The 25,987-nt window shown below is 72.9% G+C and carries 9 protein-coding genes; 2 read left to right on the top strand and 7 right to left on the bottom strand.

The features are described from left to right. Positions 1 to 129: 129 nt before the first annotated feature. On the top strand, positions 130 to 564 hold the full coding sequence (locus Sfr03f_RS22555; RefSeq protein ID WP_245967702.1) for a hypothetical protein: 435 nt from the start codon (positions 130 to 132) through the stop codon (positions 562 to 564). A gap of 86 nt (positions 565 to 650) precedes the next feature. Further along, positions 651 to 896, top strand: a complete 246-nt coding sequence (locus Sfr03f_RS22550) for a DUF6766 family protein (RefSeq protein ID WP_174721632.1) — start codon at positions 651 to 653, stop codon at positions 894 to 896. A 946-nt stretch (positions 897 to 1,842) separates the two neighbouring features. Here the strand turns inward: Sfr03f_RS22550 and Sfr03f_RS22545 are convergent. The 7 genes from Sfr03f_RS22545 to Sfr03f_RS22515 are packed head-to-tail and all read right to left on the bottom strand — an operon-like array spanning position 1,843 to position 25,984. Next, a complete protein-coding gene (locus Sfr03f_RS22545; protein WP_170145133.1) occupies positions 1,843 to 2,376 on the bottom strand; it encodes an ArsR/SmtB family transcription factor in 534 nt (177 codons plus the stop codon). A gap of 12 nt (positions 2,377 to 2,388) precedes the next feature. Further along, positions 2,389 to 2,595, bottom strand: coding sequence for an MbtH family protein (locus Sfr03f_RS22540; RefSeq protein ID WP_108955804.1), 207 nt, complete (start codon positions 2,593 to 2,595; stop codon positions 2,389 to 2,391). Beyond that, a complete protein-coding gene (locus Sfr03f_RS22535; RefSeq protein ID WP_159105708.1) occupies positions 2,573 to 11,755 on the bottom strand; it encodes a non-ribosomal peptide synthetase in 9,183 nt (3,060 codons plus the stop codon). The genes Sfr03f_RS22540 and Sfr03f_RS22535 overlap by 23 nt, the downstream gene beginning before the upstream one ends. Next, a complete protein-coding gene (locus Sfr03f_RS22530) occupies positions 11,752 to 18,684 on the bottom strand; it encodes a non-ribosomal peptide synthetase (protein WP_108955802.1) in 6,933 nt (2,310 codons plus the stop codon). The genes Sfr03f_RS22535 and Sfr03f_RS22530 overlap by 4 nt, the downstream gene beginning before the upstream one ends. Beyond that, a complete protein-coding gene (locus tag Sfr03f_RS22525; protein WP_245967701.1) occupies positions 18,677 to 19,603 on the bottom strand; it encodes a 3-hydroxyacyl-CoA dehydrogenase family protein in 927 nt (308 codons plus the stop codon). The genes Sfr03f_RS22530 and Sfr03f_RS22525 overlap by 8 nt, the downstream gene beginning before the upstream one ends. Positions 19,604 to 19,641: 38 nt before the next feature. Next, positions 19,642 to 24,099: a condensation domain-containing protein gene (locus Sfr03f_RS22520; RefSeq protein ID WP_159105707.1), complete on the bottom strand. Its 4,458-nt coding sequence runs from the start codon at positions 24,097 to 24,099 to the stop codon at positions 19,642 to 19,644. 16 nt (positions 24,100 to 24,115) lie between these two features. Further along, complete coding sequence (locus Sfr03f_RS22515) at positions 24,116 to 25,984, bottom strand: non-ribosomal peptide synthetase (RefSeq protein WP_159105706.1); 1,869 nt, start codon at positions 25,982 to 25,984, stop codon at positions 24,116 to 24,118. Positions 25,985 to 25,987 lie beyond the last annotated feature (3 nt).

Here is a 25,987-nt window from a genome sequence, read left to right as displayed (position 1 = left end):
CGGTGAACGGGCGGCCTGCCCGCGGCACCGGTCCGTTCGGTCCCGTCCCGCTTGCGTGCGGCGGCACCGGAGGATCGGATGGGTGGACGGGCTCGGACACCGACACCGACACCGACGGCGGGAGGCGGAATGCGAGGCAGCCGGCACCTCCGCGCGGCCGCGCGGGCCGCGGCGCTCTCCCTGGGCCTCGCCGCGCTCGGCGCCTGCGGCGCGGTGGAGGAGCGGCGCGACGCCGCGGAGGCCGAGGCCACGCGCTTCGAACTCGACCGAGACGCCGGGCGGCACGCCCTGCTGTGCGCGGCGCTGGCGCCGGGCACCCGCGACGAGCTGGAGCAGACCGCCGGGAGCGGATGCCCCGGAGCGATCCGCCAGGCCATCGAGGAGGACGACCTCCCGGCCGCCGGAGCGGTCCGCGCGGTGGACGTGTGGGGCGACCAGGCCCGCGTTGTGCTGGAGGGCGACACCCTCTTCCTGTCGCAGTTCCCGGGCGGCTGGAAGGTGACCGCCGCCGGCTGCGCGTCACGGCCCGACCAGCCCTACCGCTGCGGACTGAAGGGCGGGTGACGTCCGGTGCGGCTGCTGTTCACGACGACCCTGCTGATCGTCTTCGGAGGGCTCGCCTACTTCACCGCGCTGGGGCTGATGCACCGATGACGGTGTCCCGCGGCGCCGGGCGCTTCCTGCGGGAGAACAGCCTGGGCCTCGCGTTCCTCCTGGGCTTCCTGCTCACCCTGCTCGGCCAGCTGATCGCCGGCCGCGCCGAGATGAACAACGACCTGGTGTCCGCCCAGCTGCCTCCCGTCGGCTACCTCGCGTACGCCACGTCCTCGGACTTCGCGGTGGACGTCACCGAGAACTGGCAGTCGGAGTACCTGCAGAACACCTGCAATGCCTGAAGCGGAAGGGCCTCTGATGAGGACACCGCCAGCACCGCGACCATGCCGCGTGATCACCTGGGGCGAGAGGCGGTGTCATCGCAGCCGTGGAAGTGGCTGGCCGGGGCTTGGTCGCACGGGGCGGTCGCGATGGGCAGAGCGAGGTGAGGCCCGCCAGCATGTCCACCGGCACGTCGGCGGAGAGCCCGACGGCCCAGGCCGGTTGGCGGGTGGTGGCGCGGCGCCAAGCTGTCCAGGAGCGGAGGGCCTGTTCGGGGCGGGCGGGCACGTGGGTGTTGAACTGGAAGCCGTACGAGCCGGCGGCCTCGTCGTCCGCGCCGACCGGGGCGCGCAACAGGTCGGGAAGGTGGTCGGCGGGGCCGTAGGCGTGGGAGAGGGCGGGTCAGGGACGACTGTCCAGGATGCCGAATGCACGTTCGACTTCCATGGCGGTCATGGTGCCAGCATGCTCCGACACCTCACGGGACGCCGCCACCTCCGTCGTGTCCGCGGACCGGGGCTTCTTCGGCTCACGCCCCTTCAGCCGCGTCAACGCAGGGGCACGTAGCCGGTCGGCTGGAGCCCGCCGCGGGCCGCTGTGTCCGCTGCATCGAGTTCTCTCTGGCCAGTGCCGGCACATTCTTGGTCTGCCGGCTGTGCAGCGACGGCAAGGGGCTGAGCAGGAGCTGTGGAGTGGTCGGCGGCCGAGGGAAGCCTGGGCCGGGAGAAGACCCCCGGATCATCTTGGTGCCGGACTGTGGCAGCGGGCGGTGCGGCCGAGCGGAGTGCGACCTCACTCCGCTCGGCGCGACCTTCACGCCGCGGTCAGGGCCCTGGTGGTCCGAGCAGGGAAGCACCTGGAGGAGATCACCACGGCCCGAGCCGAGTAGGGCGCCCGGCCCGAATGGCCCTGGAAGGGGGCCGGCTCGCCAGGGCGGGGCCACATCAGGGCCGGTGGGGCCGGTCGTCAGCGCCGTGCCGCAGTGATCATGACCAGTAGGGGAACGAGACGGGTGGGCGGGATCCGATAGCGACCGCGTTCCTCGGTCTCCAGCCAGCCGGCGGAGACGAGTTGCCGCAGATGGTGGTAGATCTGGCCGGTCGTGCCGAGCCCTTCCAGTTCGCTGAGCTCGGCGACCGCGGTGCGCCCCCCGGCCAGCGCCTGGATCAACCGCAGCCGCACCGGATGGCCCAGAGCGCCCAGCGCGTACGCTGCCTCCGACCAGTCGGAACCCAGAACCGCGTCCGTGGCGTCGGACCGTTCCCACTCCACGAACTTCCCGTCCGGGCCGGACACGGACCCAGCGAACAGCACTCCACCGTGCGCCGCTTCCTGCAGGTGCTCCCGAAGCTGTGGCAGCGCCCGGTAGGCATCGGTCGGCACCTCGTCAGGACCCGGGTCTCGGGAGCCGGTCTCCAGCATGGCCTCGAGCGCAGAGAGCCGACGTGACACGTCCGCGACCTGTACTGCCAGCGCCTCCCATGGCGGACCGTCACTCATCCGTCCAGCCTATCAGCGCTCTTCCACGACGAGGCTCCTCGGACGCATGTCGATCCAGGTCGCCTCGATGTGCCGGAGGCAGGCATCGCGACTGTCGGGCCCGAACGTACGGTTCCAGCCAGCCGGTACGTCGGCGAACCGGGGCCACAGGGAGTGCTGGCCCTCGTCGTTCACGAGTACCAGGAAGATGGCGTTCTCATCGTCGAACGGGTTGGTCATGGGTGGCCTCTCTCTTCGATTCGTCGTTCCGTAATTCCGCGTCGAGCAGATCGGCCACCAGCAGCCCGGGCCGCGTGGCGATGGCGTCCAGCAGGCGGGTCAACTCGCGCAGAAGATCGTGGGCGATGCCGGGTTCCAGTGCGCCCGGCCGGTGGTCGAGGCGTAGATGCAGGGACTCGTCGTCGGCGAACGCCACCAGGGTCAGCGGGTAGTGGGTGGCGTCGCGGCCCGTCACGGAGGTCACGCGGAGTCCCGAAGCGGGCCGCGTGACCGAGGCCCGGTCCAGCGGATAGTTCTCGAACACCAGATGGGTGTCGAACAGCTCCCTGTGTCCCACGGCGCGCTGGATCCCGCTCAGCCCGATGTGGTGGTACGGCAGGAGACGGGACTGCTCGTCCCGCAGCCGGCGCAGGGCCTCGCGCGCCGTCTCCGTGCCGTCGAGGCGCAGGCGCACCGGTATGGTGTCGATGAACAGGCCGATCATCGAGGTCATCCCGGGAAGGTCCGGTTGGCGGCCCGACGCGGTCGTGCCGAACACGACGTCCCGTGTCCCGAGGCGACGGGCCAGCAGCATGCCCCAGGCGCCTTGGAGAACGGTGTTGAGGGTGATTCCGTCGCTGCCCAGACCGCGCAGGGCCTTGGTGCCGGCCTGGGACAGGACGGCGCTCAGCGTGGTGGCGGGCCCGGTGTCCCCGGGCACGGTCCGGGTCAGGCGCCGTGGTGCGGGCAGGCCACGAAGGGCGGCTCGCCATGCGGTGCGGGCGGCGGGCTCGTCCCGAGTGGCCAGCAGGGCGAGGTGGTCGCGGTAGGGGGTGACCGGTGGCAGTGCCGCCGGTTCACCTCCGCAGGCATACAGGTCGAGCAGTTCTCCCACGAGCAGAGGCATCGACCAGCCGTCGATCACCAGGTGGTGGTTGGTCAGAACGAGCCGGTGCTCGTCGGGGCCCCACCGGGTGAGAGTGAAGCGGAGAAGCGGCGGGCGGTCGGGGTGGAAGCGGCGGCCGAGATCGGTCTGGTTCAGCCGGTCGAAGACCCGTTCCCGGCGTTTCGCGGACACCGGGGTGAGGTCGAGGTGCCGCCATTCCGGGACGGGTGCGGCGGGAACGACCTGAACGGGGCGGCGCAGGCCGTGGTGGACGAACGCGGCGCCCAGGTGAGGGTGGCGGGACAGCAGGGCGGTGGCCGCTGTGCGCAGGACGTCCTGGTCCAGGGCGCCCTGGAGCCGGAGGACGCACTGCGCCTGGTAGACGTCGGGAACGTTCGGCGCGTACAGGGCGTGGAAGAGCAGTCCCTCCTGAAGCGGGGTGAGCGGGAGCACGTCCGCCAGGTCGGGGTACGAGTCCTCCAGCAGGTCGATCTCCCGCTGGTCGAGCCGGACGAGGGGCAGATCGGAGGGGGTGCGGCCGCCGCTGCCCCGGGTCCGAGCGTGCAGGACGAGGGAGTCGAGAGCGGCGAACCACAGGTCGGTGAGCAGACAGACCTCGGCCTTGGTCAGCTGACCGGCGGTCCAGCTCACCGAGGCGGTGAGCCGGGGTCCCTCGGGTCCGTCGGTCGTCAGCGCGTCGATGTCAAGGACGTGCGCCCCCGGGCGGCCCTTGGGGTCGGCGCGGGGCGTGGCCTGTTCCCCGGTGATGCTCCAGTCCGTGTCGGTCGCGGTGGCGAGGCGGCCCAGGTAGTTGAAGCTGAGCTGGGGAGGGGGCCGGCCGTCGAGTACGGGCCGGGCCACCGGGTCGAGGTGGCGCAGGATGCCGTAGCCGACCCCGCGGTCGGGGACCGCCCGCAGCGCCTCCTTGACCTGCTTGAGCGCGTGGCCGAGAGCGGTTCCTGCACTCCGCACGTCGCTCCAGGAGCAGTCTGTGGGGGGCAGCCGGACCGGATACAGGGCGGTCAGCCATCCCACCGTTCGGGACAGGTCGGTCCCGGGCAGGTCGGGGCGGCCGTGGGACTCCAGGTCGACGGTCAGTCCGTTCGGCCCTGGTGGCCTGCCTCGGCGGCGGTTCCACTCCTCGACCGCGAGGGCCAGGCCGGTGAGCAGGACGGGCTCGACGCCGCAGTGGAAGGCCGCGCCGACCTCGGTGAGCAGGGGCAGGGTCCGGCCTGGGGGCAGGGTGGCGGATAGCGCGCACGACTGTCGGTCCGCGCCGGGCGGGAGCGGGTCGGCGAGTGCGGGCACCGTGGCTGTCGCCGTTTCCGACCACAGAGGTAGTTCCGTGCGCCGGGTTCCGTCCGTTCCCTGGGCTTCCAGTGTGCGGGCCCAGTCCGGGAACCGCACGGGTGGCGCGGTGAGAGCGGGGTTGTTCCCGGCGGTGAGTGAGCGGTCGGCGGCGGCGAGGTCGGACAGGAGGATTCGCCAGGAGACGCCGTCGACCGCCAGGTGGTGGACGACGAGCAGCAGCCGTCCGGTCAGAGCGGGTCCCCGGTCGAGGAATTCCGCGGCCAACAAGTGCCCGGTCGTCGGGTCGAGTCGGTTGCGCGCCTCGTCCAGAGACCCGGCCGGCAGGACGGGCGGCCGTCCGTCGGTCGTGTCGGGGATCCGGCGCACCCGGTCGGCCACGCGGATCCGCCGGGCCGGCAGGACGTCGAGTCGCCAGTCATCGCCGGTGGGGTCGAGACGCATCCGCAGGGCAGCGTGCCGGTCGACGACCGCTTGGAGGACGGCGGTGAGCCGGTCGGTGGTCAGTCCGGCCGGGGTACGGATCACCATGTGCTGGCTGAACGTGCTGATGTCACCGCCCTGTTCGCGCCACCAGCGGATGATGGGGGTCGGCGGGAGCGGTCCGGCGCCGTCGTCCGGGCCTGTGATGAAGGGGTGCGCCGGGGCTTCCACAGTTGTGGCGCGTTGGGCGAGTCCGACGACGGTGGGTGCGCGGAGGACGTCGTTCACCGTGATGCTCAGACCGGCCTCGTAGGCGCGGCTGACCAACTGGATGGCGATGATGCTGTCGCCGCCCGAGTCGAAGAAGCCGTCGTGAAGGCTGATCGTCGGGGCGCGGAGCAGTTCGGCGAAGAGCGCGCGCAGGATGCGTTCCGGTTCGTTGCGGGGTTCACGGCTGCCGTCGGGTCGGGAGGCGCCGGGTGAGTGGGACCCAAGGGTGGGCCGGGGCAGGGCGGCGCGGTCCAGCTTTCCGTTCCGGGTGAGCGGCATCGAGCCGAGCACCGCCCAGGCCGCTGGAATCATGTAGTCGGGGAGGGTCCCGGCGAGGTGCCGCCGCAGTGTCTCAGGGTCGGCCTGCGTGCCTTCGGCGGGGACCACGTAGGCGGCCAGGTGTTTCGGCCCCGGCCTGTCCTCGCGTACCGTCACGACGGCCTGCTCCACGCTGTCGTGTTCGACGAGCGCGGCCGCGACCTCGTTCGTCTCGATGCGGAAGCCCCGGAGCTTGACCTGCCCGTCGGACCGTCCGGTGAACGCCAGGATGCCGTCCGGCAGCCAGCGAGCCAGGTCGCCGGTCCGGTACATGCGGGAGCCGGGCGGGCCGTAGGGGTCGGCGACGAAGCGTTCGGCGGTCGCCGCTGGGCGGCCGAGGTAGCCCCGCGCGACGCCGGGCCCGGCGAGGTAGACCTCTCCCGTCACCCCGGCGGGCACCGGTTGGAGCCAGGCGTCCAGCACGTAGCACCGGCCGCCGTCCAGCGGCCGGCCGACGGGGATGCCACGGCGGCCGGCGCCGTCGGCCAGGTCGGCGTCCGTGACCTGGTGCCAGGTGGCGCAGGTCGTCGTCTCCGCCGGGCCGTACCCGTTGACGATCCCGGTGTCCGGGCAATGTCGCCGGACGGCCCGGACGGCTCGGGGCGAGACGACGTCGCCACCGGTCCAGACGACGTCGAGGCGGCTCAGACAGGCCGGATCCTCCTCGGCGACCAGTTGGAAGAGTCCGGCGGTCAGCCACAGGCTGGTGGGGCGGGCCTCGGTGATCAGCCGACGCAGGGTCCGCAGGTCCAGGTCACCGGGCGGGGCTACGGCGACCTCGCCGCCGTTGAGCAGGGGCACCCACAGTTCCATGGTGGACGCGTCGAAGGAGTGCGGGGAGTGCATCACCATGCGGTGGGCGGTGGTGGGCTCGTAGCAGGAGTCGGCGGCGAGGGCGAGGATGCCGCCGTGGGTGACGGCGATGCCTTTGGGCACGCCCGTGGTCCCGGAGGTGAAGATGACACAGGCCAGCTGTCCGGCATGCCGGGGCCCCTCCGGTGGCGCGGAGTCCGGCGGTGCCGGCGCGGCCAGGGCTGCGCCGGCGTCGAGGATCGCCGGTCCCTTCGGGAGCGGCTCGTCGGGAGGGGGCAGGCCCGGGCCGACGACAAGCACGGCGGCACCGGCCTCGGTGATGAGGCGCGTTCGCCGCGCGCGGGGCGCCCGGGTGTCGAGCGGTACGTAGACGCCTCCGCTCTTGAGGATCGCGAGAACGGTGACGGCGTACAGCACGCCGCGTTCCATGAGCACGGCGACGCGGGTCTCCCGGCCCACCCCGGCAGCGACGAGATGGGCGGCCAGCTGGTCGGACCTGGCCTCCAGTTCCGCGTACGTCAGCGTCTCCGTGTCCGAGCGCAGCGCCACGGTGTGCGGAGCGCGCCGCGTGTGGGTGGCGATCCGCTCCGGGATCCCGCGGGGGGAATCGCCGTGCGGGCGGTGCCGGGCCGGGGTCGAGCCCCACCGGAGCAGGAGTTCGGCACGTTCTTCCGGGGCGAGCAGTTCGGCCGTGCCGATGGGAGTGTCCGGAGCATCGGCCAGCCGGGTGAGCAGCCGGACCAGGCGTTCGCCCAGGGCGCGGGCGGTCTTCGGGGTGAAGAGGGCAGTGCGGTACTCGAGTACGCCGTCCAGGCCCTCGCGGGCACCCTGAGGGCCACGGCGCTCGTACAGGCTGAAGGCCAGGTCGCACTTGGCCGTGCCGGTGGCAACCGGGGTGATCTCGGCGCTCAGCCCGGGCAGGTCGAGCCGTTCGGGCGGTGGCGGAGTGAGGACCAGCATCACCTGGAAGAGCGGGGGGCCGCTTTCGGGGCGGTGCGGGGCCAGCGTCTCCACGACGCGTTCGAACGGGACGTCCTGGTGGGCGAAGGCCGCCAGGTCCCCCGCGCGGACCCGGCCGAGCAACTCCCGGAACGTGGGGTTCCCCGAGGTGTCGGTGCGCAGGACCAGCGTGTTGACGAAGAAGCCGACCGACGCGTCGAGCCGGGGATCGGGCCGGTCGGAGACGGCGGTGGCGATCGGGATGTCGTTTCCGGTGCCGAGGCGGGTGAGGAGGACGGCGAGCGCCGTGTGGACGACCATGAACAGGCTGGCGCGCTCGCCTGCGGCGAGCCGGGCGAGGCGCTGGTGCAGCTCGACAGGGACATGAAACGCGGTGGTGGCTCCGTCGTCCGTCGGCGGCATCGTTCGGTCGGCGGGCAGGACGACACGCGACGGCAGACCGTCCAGTGTGCGCGTCCAGTAGGCGAGTTGATCCTGGTCGGGGTAGGGGCCGTTTGCGGAGCCGGAGTCCACGGTGCGGTCGAGCGCGAAGTCGGCGTACTGGTAGGGCAGCGGTGGCAGACCGGTGGGCGGCGCACCGCCCAGCCGCGCGGCGTAGGCGGTTTCGAGGTCGGCGGTGAGTGTGGCGAGCGAGTCGTGGTCGCAGGCGATGTGGTGGAGGAGCAGCAGCAGCGTGTGGGGGCGGCCCGGTCCGGTGCTGAACAGAGTCGCCCGCAAGGGGGTCTCACGGTCGAGCCGGAAGGGGCGCCGGGCCTCCCGGGCGAGCAGGGCCGGCAGGCGGTCCGGGGCGGCGGCCGATTCGACAAGACGGGGTCGGCCCTCTTCGGGCGACAGTATCCGCTGGTAGGGGTGGCCTTCCTCCTCCTCGATGACGGTACGCAGGATTTCGTGCCGGTCGGTCACGTCGCCCAGCGCGGCCGTGAGGGCCGCGCGGTCCAGGGCGCCGGTGAGACGGACCGACAGGGGCACGTTGTAGGCGCGGTCGGTGCCGGTGTGGCGGTGCAGGAACCACAGACGTCGCTGCCCGTGGGACAGCGGGATGCGCTCCGGGCGGGCGGAGGGCGGCACGGACCCGGCGCGGGCGGGCGTGGGAAGGCGGGCTGCGAGGGCGGCGACGGTGGGATGGTCGAAGATGTCGCGGACGTCGATGTCGGCGTGGTGGCCGGAGCGGAGTGCGGCGGCCAGCCGGGCGGCCCGCAGGCTGTCTCCCCCGAGGTCGAAGAAGTTGTCGTGGGGCTGTACCCGGGTCGCTCCGAGGAGCCGGGTGAACAGGCCGGCGACGTGCCGCTCGAGCGGGGTGGCGAAGACCGGATCCTGCTCGGGGCGCGCGGTGTCGTGGAGCGGGAGGCGGTCCGGTGCGGGCAGGGCGGCGCGGTCGAGTTTGCCGTTCGGGGTGAGTGGCAGCGTGTCGACGAGCACCAGTCGGGCCGGCAGGAGATGGGCGGGCAGGCGGGCACGCAGGGCATGGCGCAACCGGCCGGGAAGGTCGTCCGCGGGTTGGGCGGGGTCCGGGACCACGTAGCCCACCAGGCGGGGCTCGCCGTCCGGGAACGGCACGGCGGCGACGGCGGCGCCCGCCACGCCGTCGAGGGCGAGCAGTGCCGCCTCGGCCTCGGCGGGCTCGACGCGGTGGCCGCGGATCTTGAGCTGGTCGTCGGCGCGCGCCAGGTACTGGAGTTCTCCGTCCGGTGTCCACCGGGCCAGGTCGCCGGACCTGTAGAGGCGTGCGCCGGGCGGGCCGAAGGGATCGGCGACGAAGCGCCGCGCGGTGAGGCCGGGCTGTCCGAGGTAGCCCTGGGCGACGCCTGGGCCGCCGACGTACAGTTCGCCAGGTGCCCCCGTGGGAACCGGACGCAGGCTGTCGTCCAGCAGGTGGAGCCGGGCGCCGGGCAACGGGGCTCCGATCGGGCTGCCGTCGTGGTCGGCGTCGGCGGCGGTCAGGTCGCGGCGCGTGGTGTGGACCGTGGTTTCGGTGATCCCGTACATGTTGACGAGCGTGGGCGCGGTGTTCCCGCCGTGGCGGCGGTACCAGTCGCGCAGCGTTCGCGGCCTCAGTGCCTCTCCCCCGAACACCACCCATCGCAGGGCGAGTTCGCGGCTGCGGGCCGGGTCCTCGGCGTCGACGCGGTCCAGGGCGGCGAAGGCGGACGGGGTCTGGTTCAGCACGGTGACGCGCTCGCGGACGAGGAGGTCGAGGAAGGCGCGGGGCGAGCGGGTCACGTCGTGCGGGACGACGACGAGGCGCCCGCCGTGCGCCAGCGCTCCCCATACCTCCCACACGGAGAAGTCGAAGGCGGGGGCATGGAAGAGCGTCCACACGTCGCTCGCGCCGAAGCCGAACGGGGAGGCCGCGTCGGTCAGCAGGGCCACCGGGCCTTGGTGGGGGACCACGACGCCCTTAGGCCGGCCCGTCGATCCCGAGGTGTGGATCACGTAGGCGGGGTGCGCGGGCAGCAGCGGGCTCACGCGGTCCGCGTCGTCGAGGTTGCCCGCCGGGTCCGTGGCCGAGGGCAGGGTGATGAGATCGTCGGGCGTCAGCACACGGACCGGCCGGGTCTCGGCCAGGACCAGGTTGGTCCGTCGGTCCGGCCAGTCCGGGTCGAGAGGGACGAGGGCGGCGCCGGACGTGGCCACCGCGACGATCGCGGTCACCAGGTCGGCGGAGCGCGGGAGTCGCACGGCGACGGTGCGGCCGGGCCCGGCCCCGTGGCGAACCAGGGCCCGCGCCAGGCGGTTGGCCCGCGCGCCGAGTTCGCGGTAGGTCAGGGCGGTGTCGGAGTCCTGGACCGCCACGGCGTCGGGAAAGCCGGACGCGGCCCGTTCGAAGAGCTGCGGAAGCGTGGCGGGGGCGGCGGCCGGCCGGCCGTCGGGGCGGGGTGCCGAGCGGCGGCGTTCGGCCGCGGAGAGGGGGTCGCAGTCGCGGAGGGCGTCGTCCTGACCGGTGGTGAGCCCATACAGCAGCCGGGCGTAGCGGCGGGCCTCGGCGGCCGCCTCGGCGGGGCCGTAGCGGGTGGGGTCGGCGTCCAGGTCGATGCGCAGGCCGCCGCGGCCGTTGTCCGGGTACAAGGTGACGGACAGGTCCTGGACGGGGCCGACGGCGACGTTGCGCATCACGGCCGGCCGGCCGGCGAAGTCACGGCCGTAGCTGAACGGCAGGACGTTCACCGCCAGCCCGTACAGAGAGCTTCCGGAGCCCGCCAGGCCGAGATCGCTCAGCTGGTCCTCGTACCGGTGGCGCCGGTGCGGGAGGACGGCCCTCATCTCGTCCGCGGTGGCGCGTACCAGGTCGCGGGCCGGGCGGTGCGGGTGGACGGCCATGCGCAGCGGAAGGATGTTCGACGCCGTACCGGCGGCCAGCAGCGACTCCTCCCGGTCGCGTCCCGGGACCGGGAGCCCCAGCACCACCGCCCCGGGGGCTCCCGCGCCGGCCCGGACGTGCGCGAGGAGTGCCCCGGCGGCCGTGGCCATCACCGGCCAGTCCACGCCGAGCCGCCGGGCGGTCGCCCGCAGCCGGGCGAATCCCCCGGCGGGCAGGCGGGTGCCGCCGCGCGCCGCCACGCCACCGGTGGTGGCCGGACGCACCGTGTCCGCCCCCATCTGCCGGGCCTTCCAGAAGGCACGGTCCGTCAGAGCCTGGTCCGAGGCCCGGTAGGCGCGTTCGGCGCTGAGCAGGGTGTCCAGCGGATGCGGGGTGGGCACCGGCCGTTCTCCGCGTTCCAGCGCGGCGTAGAGCCGGCCGACCCGGCGCACCAGCAGGGCGCTGCCCAGGCCGTCGAGCACCAAGTGATGGCAGGCCAGGTACCAGCAGTAGCGGTCGTCCGCCAGGCGCAGCAGCGCCGTACGGAAGAGGGGCCCGGTGCTGAGGTCGAACGGCCGCGCCACGTCGGTCCGCATCCAGGCCATGGCTGCGGCGGCCGGGGTCGGGTCGGCGCGCAGGTCGGCCCGGGTGACGTTCCACGGTGGGAAGGGCCCGTCCCACTGTCGAGGTTCGCCGTCGTCGGTGACCGTGAAACGGGCCCGAAGCGGCGCGGTCTCGGCCACGGCCGCCGCGAAGGCCGCCTCGAAGAGGCCGGGGTCCAAGGGCCCGGTGATGTCGAGGGACAGTCCCACGTGGTAGCGGCCCGGGGTCGCAAGCCGATCGCCCAGCCAGATGCCGCGCTGAGCCGTGGTCAGCGGCAGCGGCGCGTTTTCGTGCCCGGTCACCGGGGCGTGTCCGGTTTCGTGTCCGGTCCCCGTAGCGGCAGCATTTCGGCGATCTCCGCCAGCGGGCCGGGACGTCCCATCTCCGCGTGAGGGCAGTCCACGGGACGCACGTCGGGCTTCCCGCCGTCGACGTACGGTTCCCACTGCCGCGCGGCCGCCTCGGCGGAGGTTTCGAGAGCGGTGAAGACCAACAGGTCACCGGTGTACCGGGAGGGGGTGTGGTGGTGGGCGAGGACGGCGTTGTTGGTGTAGACGCGGCAGAGCGTCTCGATCATCGTCTCGTCGAAGGTGGCCAGCAGTCCCGGGTAGGCGCGGGCGATCTCCAGGAACCGCGGATAGGTCATCTCCTCGTCGGCCCAGAGGGCGGGGTCATATCCGAAGAACTGCAGGACCGTCCGCATGACGTGGTCGGGACCGAAGCGGAGGGAGGGTGCTTCCGGTCCGTCGCCGCATCGGTGGTCGTCGCCCCGGTCGTCCGGGGCGGGGGGGATGGAGTCGAGGACGGCGAGCAGTCCGACCTCCTCGCCCGCACTCTGGAGCTGCACGGCCATCTCGTGTGCGACGGTTCCGCCGAACGACCAGCCGAGCAGGTGGTAAGGACCGGTCGGCTGCACAGTGCGGATCTGGGCCACGTAGTCCGCCGCCATCTCGGCGATCGAGGCCGGCAGGACACGTGATCCGTCCAGGCCGCGCGCCTGCAGCCCGTACAGCGGCTGATCGGCGCCGAGCGGCCCGGTGAGACCGGCGTACGACCAGGCGATCCCGGCTGCGGGGTGTACGCAGAACAGCGGCGGGCGGTTGCCCTCCTCGCGCAGCGGCAGGAGCACCCCGGTGTCTCCGTCGAGGGCCGAGGGGGAGGCCGTCGGCCCGTGGTCCGCGACCAGGATGTCCGAGCCGCCCTCCACGAGCAGGTCGGTGGACAGGAGAGAACCCACGACACTGTGGGGTGTGTGCGCGCTGCGGGTCAGCAGGGCGACGAAACGTCGGGCCAGGTGGTCGGCCCGGTCCGGGTCGATCAGGTGGGGGTGGTACTCGACCTGGACGGTCACGATGTCGTCGCGGTGGGCGAGGACCACACCCAACGGGTAGTGCTGCCGGTCGTCGCCGGAGGCGCGAACGAGTTCCAGACCGGGCGCGGGCCGGCGCAGGGACTCGCCGTCGAAGGGGTAGTTGGCGAAGGACATCATCGTGTCGAACATGTCGCCGCTGTCGGTGATGCGGCGGATGTCGGTGAGGCTGATGTGCTGGTACGGCAGGAGTCCGGCCTGCTCGTCCTGGACTCTCGCGAAGAGGTCGCCGAGCGACTCGGCCGGGTCGATCCTCACCCGTGTGGGCACGGTGTTGATGAACAGCCCCACCATCTTCTCCACGTCCGGCAGTTCGGCCGGCCGTCCGGAGACCACCGATCCGAACACGACGTCCGGGTGACCGGTCTCCTCGCAGAGCACGATCGCCCAGCAGGTCTGGAGCACGGTCGCGAGAGTCAGGCCGTGTCGCCGGGCGGTGCCCACCAGGGCACTGGTCACGTCCTTGTCGAGGGAGAACCACAGGTGCCGTGACGGCAGTGGCTTGCCGGGGTGCCGGTTCCCGATTCTCGTGGGGGTGAAGTCCGCGAGCGCGGTGCGCCACGCGTCCTCGGCCGCCTCGCCGTCGACGCGGGACAGCCAGCGTATGTACTCGCGGAACGGTGTGCCCGCGGGCAGCGCGTGCGGGGTCCCCGTGACCAGCGCCCGGTAGTGGGTGAACAGCTCCTCGATCACGACGGGCAGGGACCAGCCGTCCAGCAGGATGTGATGCGTCGAGAGCACCAGCCGCCGCCGGTCGCCGCCCAGGTCGACGAGCAGCACCCGCATGAGCGGGGCCCGGGACGGGTCGTAGGGCCGTGTGCGCTCCTTGACCAGGAGCCGGTCGGTCTCCCGTTCCTGTTCCTCCTCCGGCAGATCGCTCAGGTCCGTTTCCTGCCAGGGCACCTCCACACCCGGACGGAGGACCTGGACGGGCTGGGGAAGCCCGGTGTGGACGAAGGCGGCGCCGAGGTTGCGGTGGCGGTCCATGAGGGCACGCAAGGCAGCCCGCATGGCGCTGGTGTTCAGGTCACCCTCAAGCTCCAGCCAGAACTGGACGGTGTACAGCGCGTGTGCCGAGTCCTCGGAGCCGCCGTTCCCGGGGCTGTTCAGCGAGCCGAGGAGTAGGTGGTACAGCATGCCCTGCTGGAGGGAGGAGAGCGGCAGTATCTCGTCCAGGCCGGGGTACTCGCGTTCCAGCAGTTCGATGTCCCGCTGGCCGAGTTCGACCAGGGGGAAGTCCGACGGCGTGCGACCGCCGGAGCCCGGTTCGGCCGCGTGCGCGGCCAGCGCGTCCAGTACCTCGAACCAGGTGTCGGCCAGCTCGTCGACCCGGTCGTCGTCCACGGCCCCGTTCGCCCAGGAGAACGCGATGCGTAGCACAGGGCCTTCCGCGGTGTCCTCGGTGAGGGCGTTGACGGACAGCGGGTGGTCGAGCGGCATGCCGGCGTCGGCGCCCGCCGTCATGCCCGTCTCGGGAGCGGGTGTCCAGTCCTCCTCCCCGCCCTCTGAGGGCAGCAGGAAACGGCCGAAGTAGTTGAAGCCGATGTCCCTGGGCTCCGCGGCGGCCAGCCGACGCCCGGCCTCCTGGGGGCCGAGGTGGCGGAGCATGCCGAAGCCGATGCCCTTGTCCGGGACGGCACGGAGCTGTTCCTTCACCCGGCGCAGGGCGTCGCCGAGTTCGGCTCCGGAGGGCAGCGTCTTCCCGTCCGGCGGGATGCCGGGGGCCATGCGTACCGGGTACATGCTGGTGAACCAGCCGACCGTGCGCGACAGATCCGCTCCGGGCACCACCGGCTCACGGCCGTGGCCCTCCACGTCGATCACCACGTCCTCGTCGGTGTCGAGGCAGCGTTGCACAGCCACGGCGAGCGCTGTGAGCAGCACGTCGTTGATCTCGCAGTGGAAGGCCAGCGGGATGGTGGTGAAAAGGTGCCGGGCCCGCTCCGCGCCGTAGACGACGGTACGCGAGCGTGCGGTGACCGTGGTGTCGCGGGAGGGATCCAGGGGGCGCCGGGCGAAACGGGTCCGAGGGGCGGCGAGCATCCGTTCCCACAGAGGCAGTTCGGCCAGCCGCTCCGGGGTACGGGCCTGTTCGGTCAGGGCCCGGCTCCAGTGCCGCAGAGACGTCTCGACCGGCCGGAGGGCGACCGGCCGGCCGGCCTCGGCGTCCTGGTAGGCGCCCACGAGATCGGGCACCACGACCCGCCAGGACACGCCGTCGCAGGCCAGATGGTTGGCCATGAACAGGAGCCGGCCGGGCCGGTCGGGGCCGGCGTCGAACCAGACCACTCGGGCCATACGCCCGTCGGCCACGTCGAGTTCTCGCTGCGCCCGCGCCGTCTCCCGGGACAGAAGCCGTAGGAGCCCGTCACCGGACGTCCCGTCGGCGGGAACACGGCGCACGCAGTCCGTGGCGAGAACGCTGCCGACCGGCCGGACCTCCAGGGACCAGCTGGGCGCAAAGCGGTCGAGGCGGAGGCGGAAGGCGTCGTGGTGGTCGATCAGTGCCTGGACGGCGGTGGTCAGCCGGTCGACGCGCAGACCGCCGGGGACCCGGAGCAGCACGGCCTGGTGGAAGCCGTCGACGGGCCCTCCCTGGTCGCGCAACCAGTGCATGATCGGGGTGAGGGGGACGTCACCCACGGCCGCCGAGTCCTCTCCGGTGGCCAGTCGCCCGGTCTCCCGGGCGACGCGGGCCAGGGCCTGGACGGTCTTGTACTCGAAGATGTCCTGGGGGATGAGGACGAGGCCGGACTGCCGCAGGTGGCTGACCAGCTGGATCGACATGATGCTGTCGCCGCCGAGGTCGAAGAAGCTCCGGTCGCGCGGGACCCGGGTCTCGCGCAGCACTTCCGCGAAGGCGGCCGCGACCAGATCCTCCCGGGAGACCGGCGAGTCGGGCGTCACCACGGCTGCGGGCTTGGGCGTCTCCATGGCTGCGGGCCGAGGCATCTCCATGGCTGCGGGCTCGGGCGTCGCCACGGTGGCGGGCAGGGGCGGCGTCGAGGCGGTGACGGGCTCGGGCGGGGCAGGGGACGGGCGGGGTGACGGCGCGGGGAGCGGCGCGGGGTCGGTGTCGCGGGCGAGCTTGCCGTTGGGTGTGTACGGAAGCGCGGCGGCGAGACGGAGTTCGGCCGGTACCAGGTGTGCGGGGAGGCGCTCGGCGAGCCATGCGCGCAGCTTCTCCGGCGCGGGCGCCGCGGAGGTGTCGGAGGGAACCAGATAGGCGACCAGCCGGGCGTCCCGCGCGTCGTCGGTGCGGACGACGGCCATCACCTCGGTGACCTCGGGATGGCGGGTCAGTACCGCCTCCACCTCACCCGGTTCGACGCGGTATCCGTTGACCTTGATCTGTTCGTCCATCCGTCCGAGGAAGTCGAGCTGTCCGTCGTCCCGGAGGCGCACCAGGTCCCCTGTGCGGTACATCCGCGTGCCCGGCGGCCCGAAGGGATCGGCCGTGAAGCGTCCGGCGGTCAGCCCCGGACGCCCGAGGTAGCCACGGGCCAGCCCGTCGCCCGCCAGGTACAGCTCTCCCGTTCCGTTCGGCCCGACCGGGGTGAGTGCCTCGTCGAGGACGTGGAGGCGAACGTGGCCGAGCGGCCGGCCGATCGGCGGCGCCGCTCCCCGCGGTGCGCCGTCGGCCCGCCATGCGGTGGTGTACACGGTGGCCTCGGTCGGCCCGTAGACGTTGATCAGCTGGGTGCCCGGCATCGTCGTGGCCACACGGGCGGCCAGCGCGGCGGAGAGCGCCTCGCCGCCCAGAGCCAGAGTCTTCGCCGAGAGGCTGAGGTCCGTACGCTCCAGCAGCTTGCCGAGCACCGAGGGAATCGCGCAGACGAGGCCGCCCGACCAGCGAGGCGGTTCGTCGTCCAGCAACGACAGCAGGTTTCCGACGACTTCGACCATGCCTCCGGTGGCCAGCGGTGCGAAGACCTCCGTGACGGAGACGTCGAAGCTGAACGAAGTGGCGGCCAGGGCGTGCTTGAGCGCGTCGGTGCCGAACTCCTGCTCGACCCAGGCGAGCAGCGGCGGCAGGCTCCGGTGCGCCACGACGACGCCCTTGGGCGTGCCCGTCGACCCGGAGGTGTAGATGACGTACGCCGGGTGACCGGGTTTGAGCGGATCGGCCCGGTCGTCGTCGGTGATGTGGTGCGACGCGGTCGACGCCAGTTCCGTACGCGTCGGTGTGTCGTCGAGGACCAGTACGGATTCGCCGGACGCGCCGAGGTCCCGTCCGGCGTGCGCGGAGTCGGTGAGCAGGCAGGCGGGCCGGGCGTCCTCGACCATGAGGCGGAGACGCTCGTCGGGGTAGGCCGGGTCGAGCGGCAGGTACGCGGCGCCGGACTTCAGGACCGCGAGCATCGCCACGATCGTGTCGGCGGAGCGGGGCAGCAGCAGGCCGACCAGCCGTTCGGGGCCCGCTCCGCGGCCGATGAGGAGCCTGGCCAGCCTGTTGGCCCGCTCGTGCAGCTCACAGTAGGTCAGTTCGCCGGCCCGGTCCCGGACGGCGACGGCGCCCGGGGTGCGTCGCGCGGCCGCGTCGAGGAGCGAGGTCAGAGTGTGCGCCTGCTGTGTTCGGCCCGCGGTGGACAGCTCCCGGACGGTTTCGGCGGTGGGCCCCTCGGTGCAGGGCGGGGCGAGGACGGCGACAGGGTGGCCCGGTGCGGAGACGGCCGCGGACAGCAGGGTACGCAGGTGCCGGGCGCGGGTGGCGAGTTCGGCCTCGGCGTCGGGGCCGGCCGGTCCGAGGGCGACGAGGAGGAGGCGGCCGTCCCGGTCCTCGTCCAGCAGGAACCTCGAAGCGGTGGACGGCTGGACGCCGAGGGACCGGGCGGTGGCCCGGTGGTCGCCGAAACGCAGGAGCGGCGTCGCTTCCCGTACGTCGGCGATCACCTCGTACAGCTGGGAGCCGGGACGCGTCGCTCCCAGGGCACCGCACACTTCGGCGTGCCGGAACCGCTGGTGGCGCCGGACCCGGCGCGACTCGCGCCCGGCCTGGCGGACGAGGTCCGCGAACGGTGCGTCCGGCCGTACGTCGAGGCGCAGCGCGGCGATGTCCCCGGCCGCGCCCGGTACGCGCTGAAGGGCCCGTTCGAAGCGGCCGTCCACAGGCAGACCGAGGACGACGTCGGCCTTGCCGGTGGTCCGGTACTGATGGGCGGCGACGGCGGCGAGCAGGACCGCTCGTGGATGGGTGCCGCAGTAGCGGGCCGTGGCGCGCACCCGCTCCGCGCCCGCGTCCGGCAGCGGGACGGTCACTGCCACTGTCGTGGTTTCCATGGCCGCGGCGGTGGCCGGGACGGTCGGGGTGAGGCCCGCGAGACGGTCCCGCCAGAAGGCGGCGTCGTCCTCGGGCGCGGCCGAGGACCGGTAGGCGGTCTCGGCCCCGGTGAGCCGCGCGAGAGCGGGCAGCGCTCCCGCGGCCGGAGACTCGCCCGCCGCGAGCGAGGTGTAGACCTCGGCTGCGCGGCGGCCGATCAGCGCGCATCCCCAAGTGTCGAGGACACGCCGGGGATGCAGGTGGAACCAGGTGAAGCGGTCGTCGGCCAGGCGGAGCAGAGCCTGTGAGGACTGTTCCGCCCCGCTGCCCGCCGCGAGCTCCGCGCGCAGCCATGCCTCGCGGGCGGTGGCCGGGTCCGCCTCGTCGGCCAGGTCCACCATGGTCAGCGGCACACCGCCGCCGTCGGTGAACTCCGTGTGGACGGACGTGGTACCGGTCGCCCGCAGCCGCACGGCCTCCGCCTCGTCGGTCACCTGGCGGATCGCCCGCTGGAACAGGGCGATGTCCACCGGGCCGTCGATGTCCACGGCCTCCGCGACGAAGTCACCGGCCGTCGTCCATGCGATGTCGTGTTCAGACACGGGTGTCAGCTCCTGCCGGCCGCGAGGGACGTGTGGATGTGTTCGACGGATACGGATGGAAACCCCGGCCGGCCTTCCTGCCGACGTTTCCCCCGGCGACCAGGCGTGACAGCAGGGGGGTCGGCCGGAACCGTTCGTCGCCGGTGAACCGGCCCAGTACGACCAGGGTGTCGAGCACGGTGTCGAGACCGATCAGATCGGCGGTGCGCAGCGGTCCCGTGGCGTGCCCGAAGCAGTCCTGGAAGATACGGTCCACGGTGGCCGCGTCGGCGGTACCGGCCTCCACGACGGCCGCCGCCTCGTTGACGGTCAGCATCAGCACGCGGTTGCTGACGAAGCCCGGGCCGTCACCGACCACGATCGCCTGTTTCCCCAGGACCGCCAGGACGTCCAGGGTCCGCCGGAGGGTCTGTTCGCTGGTGGCCGGGGAGGTGGCGACCTCGACGGTGTCCTTCAGCGGCGCAGGGTTCATGAAGTGGGTTCCGACGACGCGATCGGGGCGGCCGGTGAAGGAGCCGAGGTGGCCGATGGGGATCGCCGAGGTGCATGAGGCGAACACCGCGTCGTCGGGGCAGATCCGGTCCAGGGCCCGGAAGGCCTCCTCCTTGACGGGGACGCGTTCCGGTGTGCAGTCGACGACGAAGTGGGCGTCGGCCAGGGCGGCCGGCTCGGCCGCCCAGAGCAGCCGTTCCTCGACCGGGCCGGAGTCGGCCCCGCGCAGCAGCCGGACGGCTCGGGTCCAGGCGCGCACGCGTTCCGGCCCGTCGGCCCGCGCCGCCGGATGCGGATCCACGACCACGACGGGATGGCCGGCCGCGGCGAAACACTGGGCGACTCCCACGCCCATGGTTCCGGCCCCGACGACGCCCACCGGGATTCCGGTGGTGCTCGACGGCTCGCTGTCCTTGCTCTCACTCACGTGAGGGGTTCCTTCCCGGTCGGTGCGTGCTCGTGGTGTCATGCGGCGGACGCGGCTGCGGCACGCGCCAGGGTGACGAGGTCGTCGGCAAGGGCCACCACCGTCTCCTCGTCGAACAGTTCGGTGCGGTACTCCACGGTGATCCGGTCGTCGGTGATGCTCCAGTGCAGGTCGGGAGCGGGCCCGTCGACGCGTCCACCGGTGCCGTACGGATCGGCCGTGACGTCGAACGGGCGCGACACCTCGGGGGGCGGGGCCGGCGCCTGCGCGCACAGCCCGGCGATCCGTGCGGTCAGCTCCGTCAGGGACGGTTCGTCCGCCACGCCGACCCGTAGGGGGAGGAGCGTCGCGTCGGGCCGCATGACTCCGAGGAGCAGTTCGTCGGACTCGGCCCGGTCGGTGAGCAGGGTGACGAGGGCGGCCAGCAGTCCGGCCGCCCCGAGGCCCGGTGCCCACCCGTCAGCCAGCGGAAGCCCGTGGCGGTCCGTCGCACCGTCGCCGCCGCCCTGAGGCCGCGGCCGGTCGGTGGGCAGATCGAACGGACGCAGCCCGGCCGGGGTGTCCGACGCGTGCGCCGCGGGCGGGCCCGGCAGCGCGGAGAGCGGGGCGTCCGGGTCCTCCGTCACAGCCCACAGCAGGTCGACCCACGACTGCGCGATCGCCGCGATCGTGCTTCGGTCGAACAGATGGGTGCTGTACTCCACCACGACGTCCAGGTCGTCGGCGCCGGCGCGTTCCCCGACGACCACCGAAAGGTCGAACTTGGACGTTCCCGGCGGCAGGCCCGGGAACAACGGACCGCCGTCCTCGTCCACGGCCGGTCCGAACAGGCTCTCGCCGACGACGAAGTGCGGCGGCAGCGTCTGGTGCACGTACATGACGTCGAAGATGGGGTTGCGCGAGGGGTCGCGCTCGGGGGCCACTTCGCGTACGACGGCGTCGAAGGGGAGCTCCTGGTTCTCCAGCCCTTCGATCACGTCGGTGCGCGTGTGCCGCAGCAGCGCACGGAACCGCGGGTCGTCCGACAGGTCCGAGCGCAGCGCGATGGTGTTGTTGAAGAAGCCGAGGAGGCCCCACAGTTCGGGACGGGTACGTCCGATGGTGGGGGTACCGACCACGATGTCGCCCTGGCCCGACCACCGGGACAGGGTCATGCTGAGCCCGGTGAGCAGCACGGTGAAGAGCGTGGCGGACTCCTCCACCCCGACCGCGCGGAGCCGGTCGACCAGCTCGGGCGGAATGGTCAGGCCGTGGGCGGCGCCCACGTAGTCCATCCGGGCGGCGCGCGGGCGGTCGGTGGGCAGCGTCAGCACCGGGGGCTCGGCGAGTCGTTCCTTCCAGTACCGCAGCTGGCCGTCGAGCAGCCCGCGCTCCATCAGTTCGCGCTGCCAGTGCGCGTAGTCGCGGTACTGCACGGGCAGCGGCTCGAAGCGGTGCACCCGGCCTTCGCGGCGAGCCGTGTAGAACTCCATCAACTCGCGCATCAGGATCTGCGGCGCCCAACCGTCGTTGACCGCGTGATGGGTCAGCCAGCAGAACAGGTGGTCGTCGGGGGCGAGGCGGATCAGGGTGACCCGGACCAGCGGGTCCCGTTCGACGTCGAGCGAGCGGTGGGACTCGGTAAGGATGACCTGGCGGGCCGTTCGTTCCGCGTCGGGACTGCCCGTCAGGTCCTCGTAACGGAAGAAGTCGCCGAGCGAGGGACGGACGGAGAGCCGCGCCCGGCCATCCACGGAGACGAAGTTGGACCGCAGGGCCTCATGGCGTTCGGCCAGGTCCTCCCACGCCAGACGCATGGCCTCCGGGTCGATCGGGCCGCGGTGACGCGACGCGCCAGGCAGGTTGTAGAGGGTGGTGCCCGGGTCGAGCTGGTGGTGGAACCACATGCGCTCCTGGCCGTACGAGAGGACCCGGGCGTCGGACCGGCGGATCGGCGGGAGTGCGTCCTCGTCCGTTCCGGGGCGAGCCGCCGGCACCGGATCGGGCGTGGCGGCCGGGTCCGGGAGGGATGCCCGCCGGGCCTCCACGGCGGCCGCCAGGTCGGCCACCGCCGGGTGGTCGTAGACGTCGATCATGCGTAGCTCGACCCCGTAGCGCTGCTCGACGCGTCTGAGTAGGAGCAGGGCGATGATCGAGTTGCCGCCGAGGGCGAAGTAGTCGTCACCGGGAGCGACGGAGTCCGCGTGGAGCAGCTCGGCGAGGGTCTCCCGAAGCCAGGACAGCACCGTGGGCACGGGCCCCTCGCTGCCGGACGCCGGTGGCGTCGGCGGCGCCTCGGGGACCGAACGCTCCTGGGGAGCGGGCTGTGCCCGGGGAACGGGGAGCTGGACGGGAGCGGGGGGTGCCTCGGCCGCCGCGTGCACGGCGGCCGGGGCCGTGAACGCCTCGCCGGGGCGCCGTGCCCAGCAGGGCACGCCTCGGAACGGCGGGCCCGGCAGCGGCACGCGGCGCGCCGCCGGGGTCTGCGCGCTCCAGTCGGGGTTGTGGCCCAGCTCGTAGAGCCGTGCCAGGACGCCGAGTATTCCGTCCGTCGCGGGTCCTGCGGTGAGCACATCCGCTCCGGGCCGCCCGGCGAGAAGCTCCGTGAGCAGGTCGCTCAGCTCTCCGCGGCCGCCCAACTCCACGAACACGACCGGTCCGAGGGCGAGTTGCTCGTCGGCGGCGGCCCGCAGGCGGTCCGGGCGCAAAGGCTCGGCGGTGACGTCGCCGTTCGCGAGGCTCCTGATGTCGTCGTCGGTGAGCGTGCCGTTGAGATGGCGGACCGCGTAGCGGGAGAGGCCGGAACTGATCAGCCCGTCCGGGGTGATCGCCGCCCGGCCGAGCGCGGCGTGGGCGGCCAGTTGACCTTGTACGGAACGGGCGTGACCGGCCGGCATGCGCAGCGCGGGGGGCAGCGGGGCCGACTCGGTGATCCCGGCGGGCGGTTCCGCGTCACCGGACAGGAGCAGAACGACACGCGGCCGGGTGGTCGGCGGGGTCGCCCTGCGCCAGGTCACCGCCGCCGCCAGCTCGGCCGCCAGGTGCCGTGTCCGGTCGGCCACCACGCCCAACCGGAAGGCGTGGTGCTCACGGCCGGTGTTCAGCGTCCACGCGACGTCGTCGATCGCGAGATCGCCGGAGCGGAGTTCGACCGAGAGCTGTTCGCACATCTGGTACAGGTCGGCCTCGGTACGGCCCGACACACCGACCACCCGAGATGCTCCGTCGGACGGTCGGCCGGGCGTCGCGGGTGGTTCCTCGACCACACAGTGCGCGTTGACCCCTCCGAGGCTGAAGGAACTGACCCCCGCCCGGCGCGGGCCGGTGGTCCGCCACGGGCGCAGGGAGGTCACCACCTCCAGATCGGCCCCGGCGAGATCGACCTCCGCCGCGGCCTGCCGGAAGTGCAGAGACGGGTACAGCTCCCCGTGCCGCACGCTGAGGATCGCCTTGACCAGTCCGGCGACACCGGCCGCGTGGTCGAGGTGACCGAGGTTGGTCTTCAAGGAGCCGATCGGGAGTGTTCCGCCCCTCCCACGCCGGGCCAGGGCCAGCCCTTCCACCTCGACGGCGTCGCCCAGCCGGGTGCCCGAACCGTGCGCCTCCAGGTAGCCGGCCGTGCTGATGTCGAGACCGGCCCGGTCCCAGGCCCGTGCGATGACGTCGGCCTGGGCGCGGGCGCTGGGAGTGGCGATGGTCGCTGAGTGGCGGCCGTTGTGCGCGGTGGCGGTGCCCCGGATCACCGCGTGTACGTGGGTGCCCTCGTCCAGGGCCCTTTCGAGGGTCGTGAGGAGCAGTACCGCGCCGCCCTCGCCGGCGCCCGCGCCGTCGGCCGCCGCGTCGAAGGCCCGGGAGCGGGCGGTGGGTGAGGCGATGCCGGGGAAGTCGCCGACCGCCGCTGTCGGGGCGATGACATGGCGCAAGCTCACGCCGCCCACGACGGCGTAGTCCGCGTCCCCGTCCCTGAGTTCGCGGCAGCCCTGGTGGACGGCCACGAGTGATCCGTTGCACCCGGTGTCGACGCCGTAGCACGGGCCGGTCAGGGCGAAGAGGTGGGCGATGCGGGCGGGCAGTGCGAACGGCATGTTGCCCATCAGACTGAGGGTGCCCGGCTCGCCGACGAACGGCAGGTATCCGTTGCTGGGTGAGCTGAACACGACCGCCGTCCGGCTGTCGCGCAGTGCGGCGGGAGTGTACCCGGCGTTCTCCAGCGCCTCCTGGGTGAGGTGCAGGGCCAGCCGGTGCTGGGGGTCGGTGACCTCCGCCTCGTGACGGGAGAGGCCGAAGCGCTCGTGGTCGAAGAGGTCGATCCGCTCCAGGTATCCCATGTCCGGGTATTCGGGCTCGGGGTCGAGGCCGGTGGAGGTGATGCGATCCGGGGGGACCGGCCGTACGGAGTCCCGTCCGGCGCGCAGGTTCGCGCGCAGGGCCGTGAGGTCGGCCGCCTCGGGCAGGCGTGTCGCGATGCCGATGACCGCGATGCCGCCGGTGGCGCCACCGGTTTTCTGCGCCTTCACGCGGAACACTCCTTCGTCACAGCTCGTAGGCGACCGGGGCAGGGCGGGCGGTCGTCGGCGGGGATGGCGGGTCGGTGTCGTCCGAGGCGTCCGTGGCCCGCTCTTCGAGGGCACGGGCCTGGGCCGCAATGGTGGTGAGGTCGAACAGTTCCCCGACGCGCACGGCTCCGGGCCAGCGTTCGTCGAATGCGCGGAAGAGCTCGATCACCTTGAGCGAGTCGCCGCCGGCACCGAAGAAGTTGTCGTCGGGGCCCGCGTCGTCGTGGCCCAGCACCCCGGTCCAAATGCTGCGGACGGTGCGGTGGAGATCGGTTCGGCCGTCGTCCTTCGGCCCGGGTACCGGCTTGCCAGGGTCGGGGACGAGTGCGGAGAGCGACTGGCGGTCGACCTTGCCGGTGGTGGTGAGCGACATCCGGTCCAGGGGAACGAACCTGGTCGGCAGGGCCTGTTCGACGATGTGGCGGAGGCAGTGCCGCCGCAGTTCGCGGGGCTCGGGGGCCGTGCGCCCCGGCGTGGGGGCGAGGAACGCGGTCAGGGTCGGCTCGCCGCCCTCGGAGCGCGTACAGATCACGACGGCCTGGTCGACCGCCGGATGTGTTTCCAGGGCGGCTTCGACGTCCCCGAGCTCGATGCGGGCGCCGCGGATCTTCACCTGCTGGTCGGTGCGGCCGTGGTAGTGCAGCGCGCCGTTCTCGTCCCGGTGGGCGAGATCACCGGTGCGGTACATGCGTGCTCCGGCGGGGCCGAACGGGGAGGCGACGAACCGCTGGGCCGTGAGCCCGGGTGCGTTGGCGTAGCCGAGGGCGACGAAGGCACCGCCGATGTACAGCTCGCCCTGTTCGCCCGTGCCCACCTCACGGAGGCGGCCGTCCAGTACGTGGGCCATGGCGCCGGGCCAGGGTCGCCCGATGGGTACGCGCTCCGTGTCGGGGTCGGGCCGGTCCTCCGCCGTGCAGGAGACGACGGTCTCGGTGGGCCCGTACTCGTTGACGAGCCGGGCGGCGGGCAGGTGCGCGCGATGGCTTCTGACCAGCTCGGGCGTGCAGACCTCGCCGGCGACGACGACGACCTGAAGGCTGTCGGGCAGCCGTTCCGGGCCGGACAGCAGCAGCCGGTAGTACGAGGGCACGACGACGAGGTGGGTCGGCCGGTGGCGGTCGGCGAGCCGGAGGAACTCGGGGGCGAGACGGAGTTCACGCGCGGTTGGCAGAAGCAGGGTGTGTCCGTGGGAGAACGACCAGAACATGCCGGCGAGCATGCCGTCGAAGGAGAGGCGCATGGCCATCAGGAACATCGAAGGGCCCGTGCCGTAGACGGCGCCGCGCGGGCGTACGGAGTCCGCGAGCTGACCGCGGCTCACCACGACGCCCTTGGGCGGGCCGGTGGATCCCGAGGTGTAGATGAGGTAGGCAGGCGTGGTCTCCGGGACCGGGCTCGCCGTCGGCCCGGCGGCCGGGCGGGCTCCGGCTTCGGCCAGGCAGGCGAGGTCGAGATCCTCGGCCGGCAGAAGGGGCGGCGGGTCGGCGAGGCGGCCGATGCCCAGGTCGTTCCGTGTGCCGATGACGACGGCGCACGTGGTGTCGCCCAGGAGTGCGCGGAGCCGGGCTTCGGGCAGATCGGGTTCCAGTGCGGCCCAGGCCGCTCCCACCCGGAGCGCCGCGAGAACGGCGACGACGGCGAGGGCGCTCTGTTCGAGCCGGATGCACACCGTGGTGCCGGGGCGTGCGCCTGCCGCGCGGATCAGTTCGGCGAGGCCGGCGGAGGCATCGGCAAGCCGCCGGTAGGTGATCGAGGTGTCGTCGATGATGAGCGCGGTGGCCAGCGGGCTGTGGTCGGCCTGTGCGAGGAACGCGTCGAGGAGCGGCTTTGCCGAGGGCCCTGTCACTGC

Origin of the sequence: Streptomyces fragilis, from assembly GCF_003112515.1 — a bacterium.
GTDB lineage: Bacteria > Actinomycetota > Actinomycetes > Streptomycetales > Streptomycetaceae > Streptomyces > Streptomyces fragilis.
This window is presented reverse-complemented; position numbering and strand designations above follow the sequence as displayed.

Bases quoted from the DNA above. Each gene is read 5' to 3' on its own strand.
- Sfr03f_RS22555 (WP_245967702.1), top strand. From the start codon at position 130: ATGCGAGGCAGCCGGCACCTCCGCGCGGCCGCGCGGGCCGCGGCGCTC.
- Sfr03f_RS22550 (WP_174721632.1), top strand. From the start codon at position 651: ATGACGGTGTCCCGCGGCGCCGGGCGCTTCCTGCGGGAGAACAGCCTG.
- Sfr03f_RS22545 (WP_170145133.1), bottom strand. From the start codon at position 2,376: ATGAGTGACGGTCCGCCATGGGAGGCGCTGGCAGTACAGGTCGCGGAC.
- Sfr03f_RS22540 (WP_108955804.1), bottom strand. From the start codon at position 2,595: ATGACCAACCCGTTCGACGATGAGAACGCCATCTTCCTGGTACTCGTG.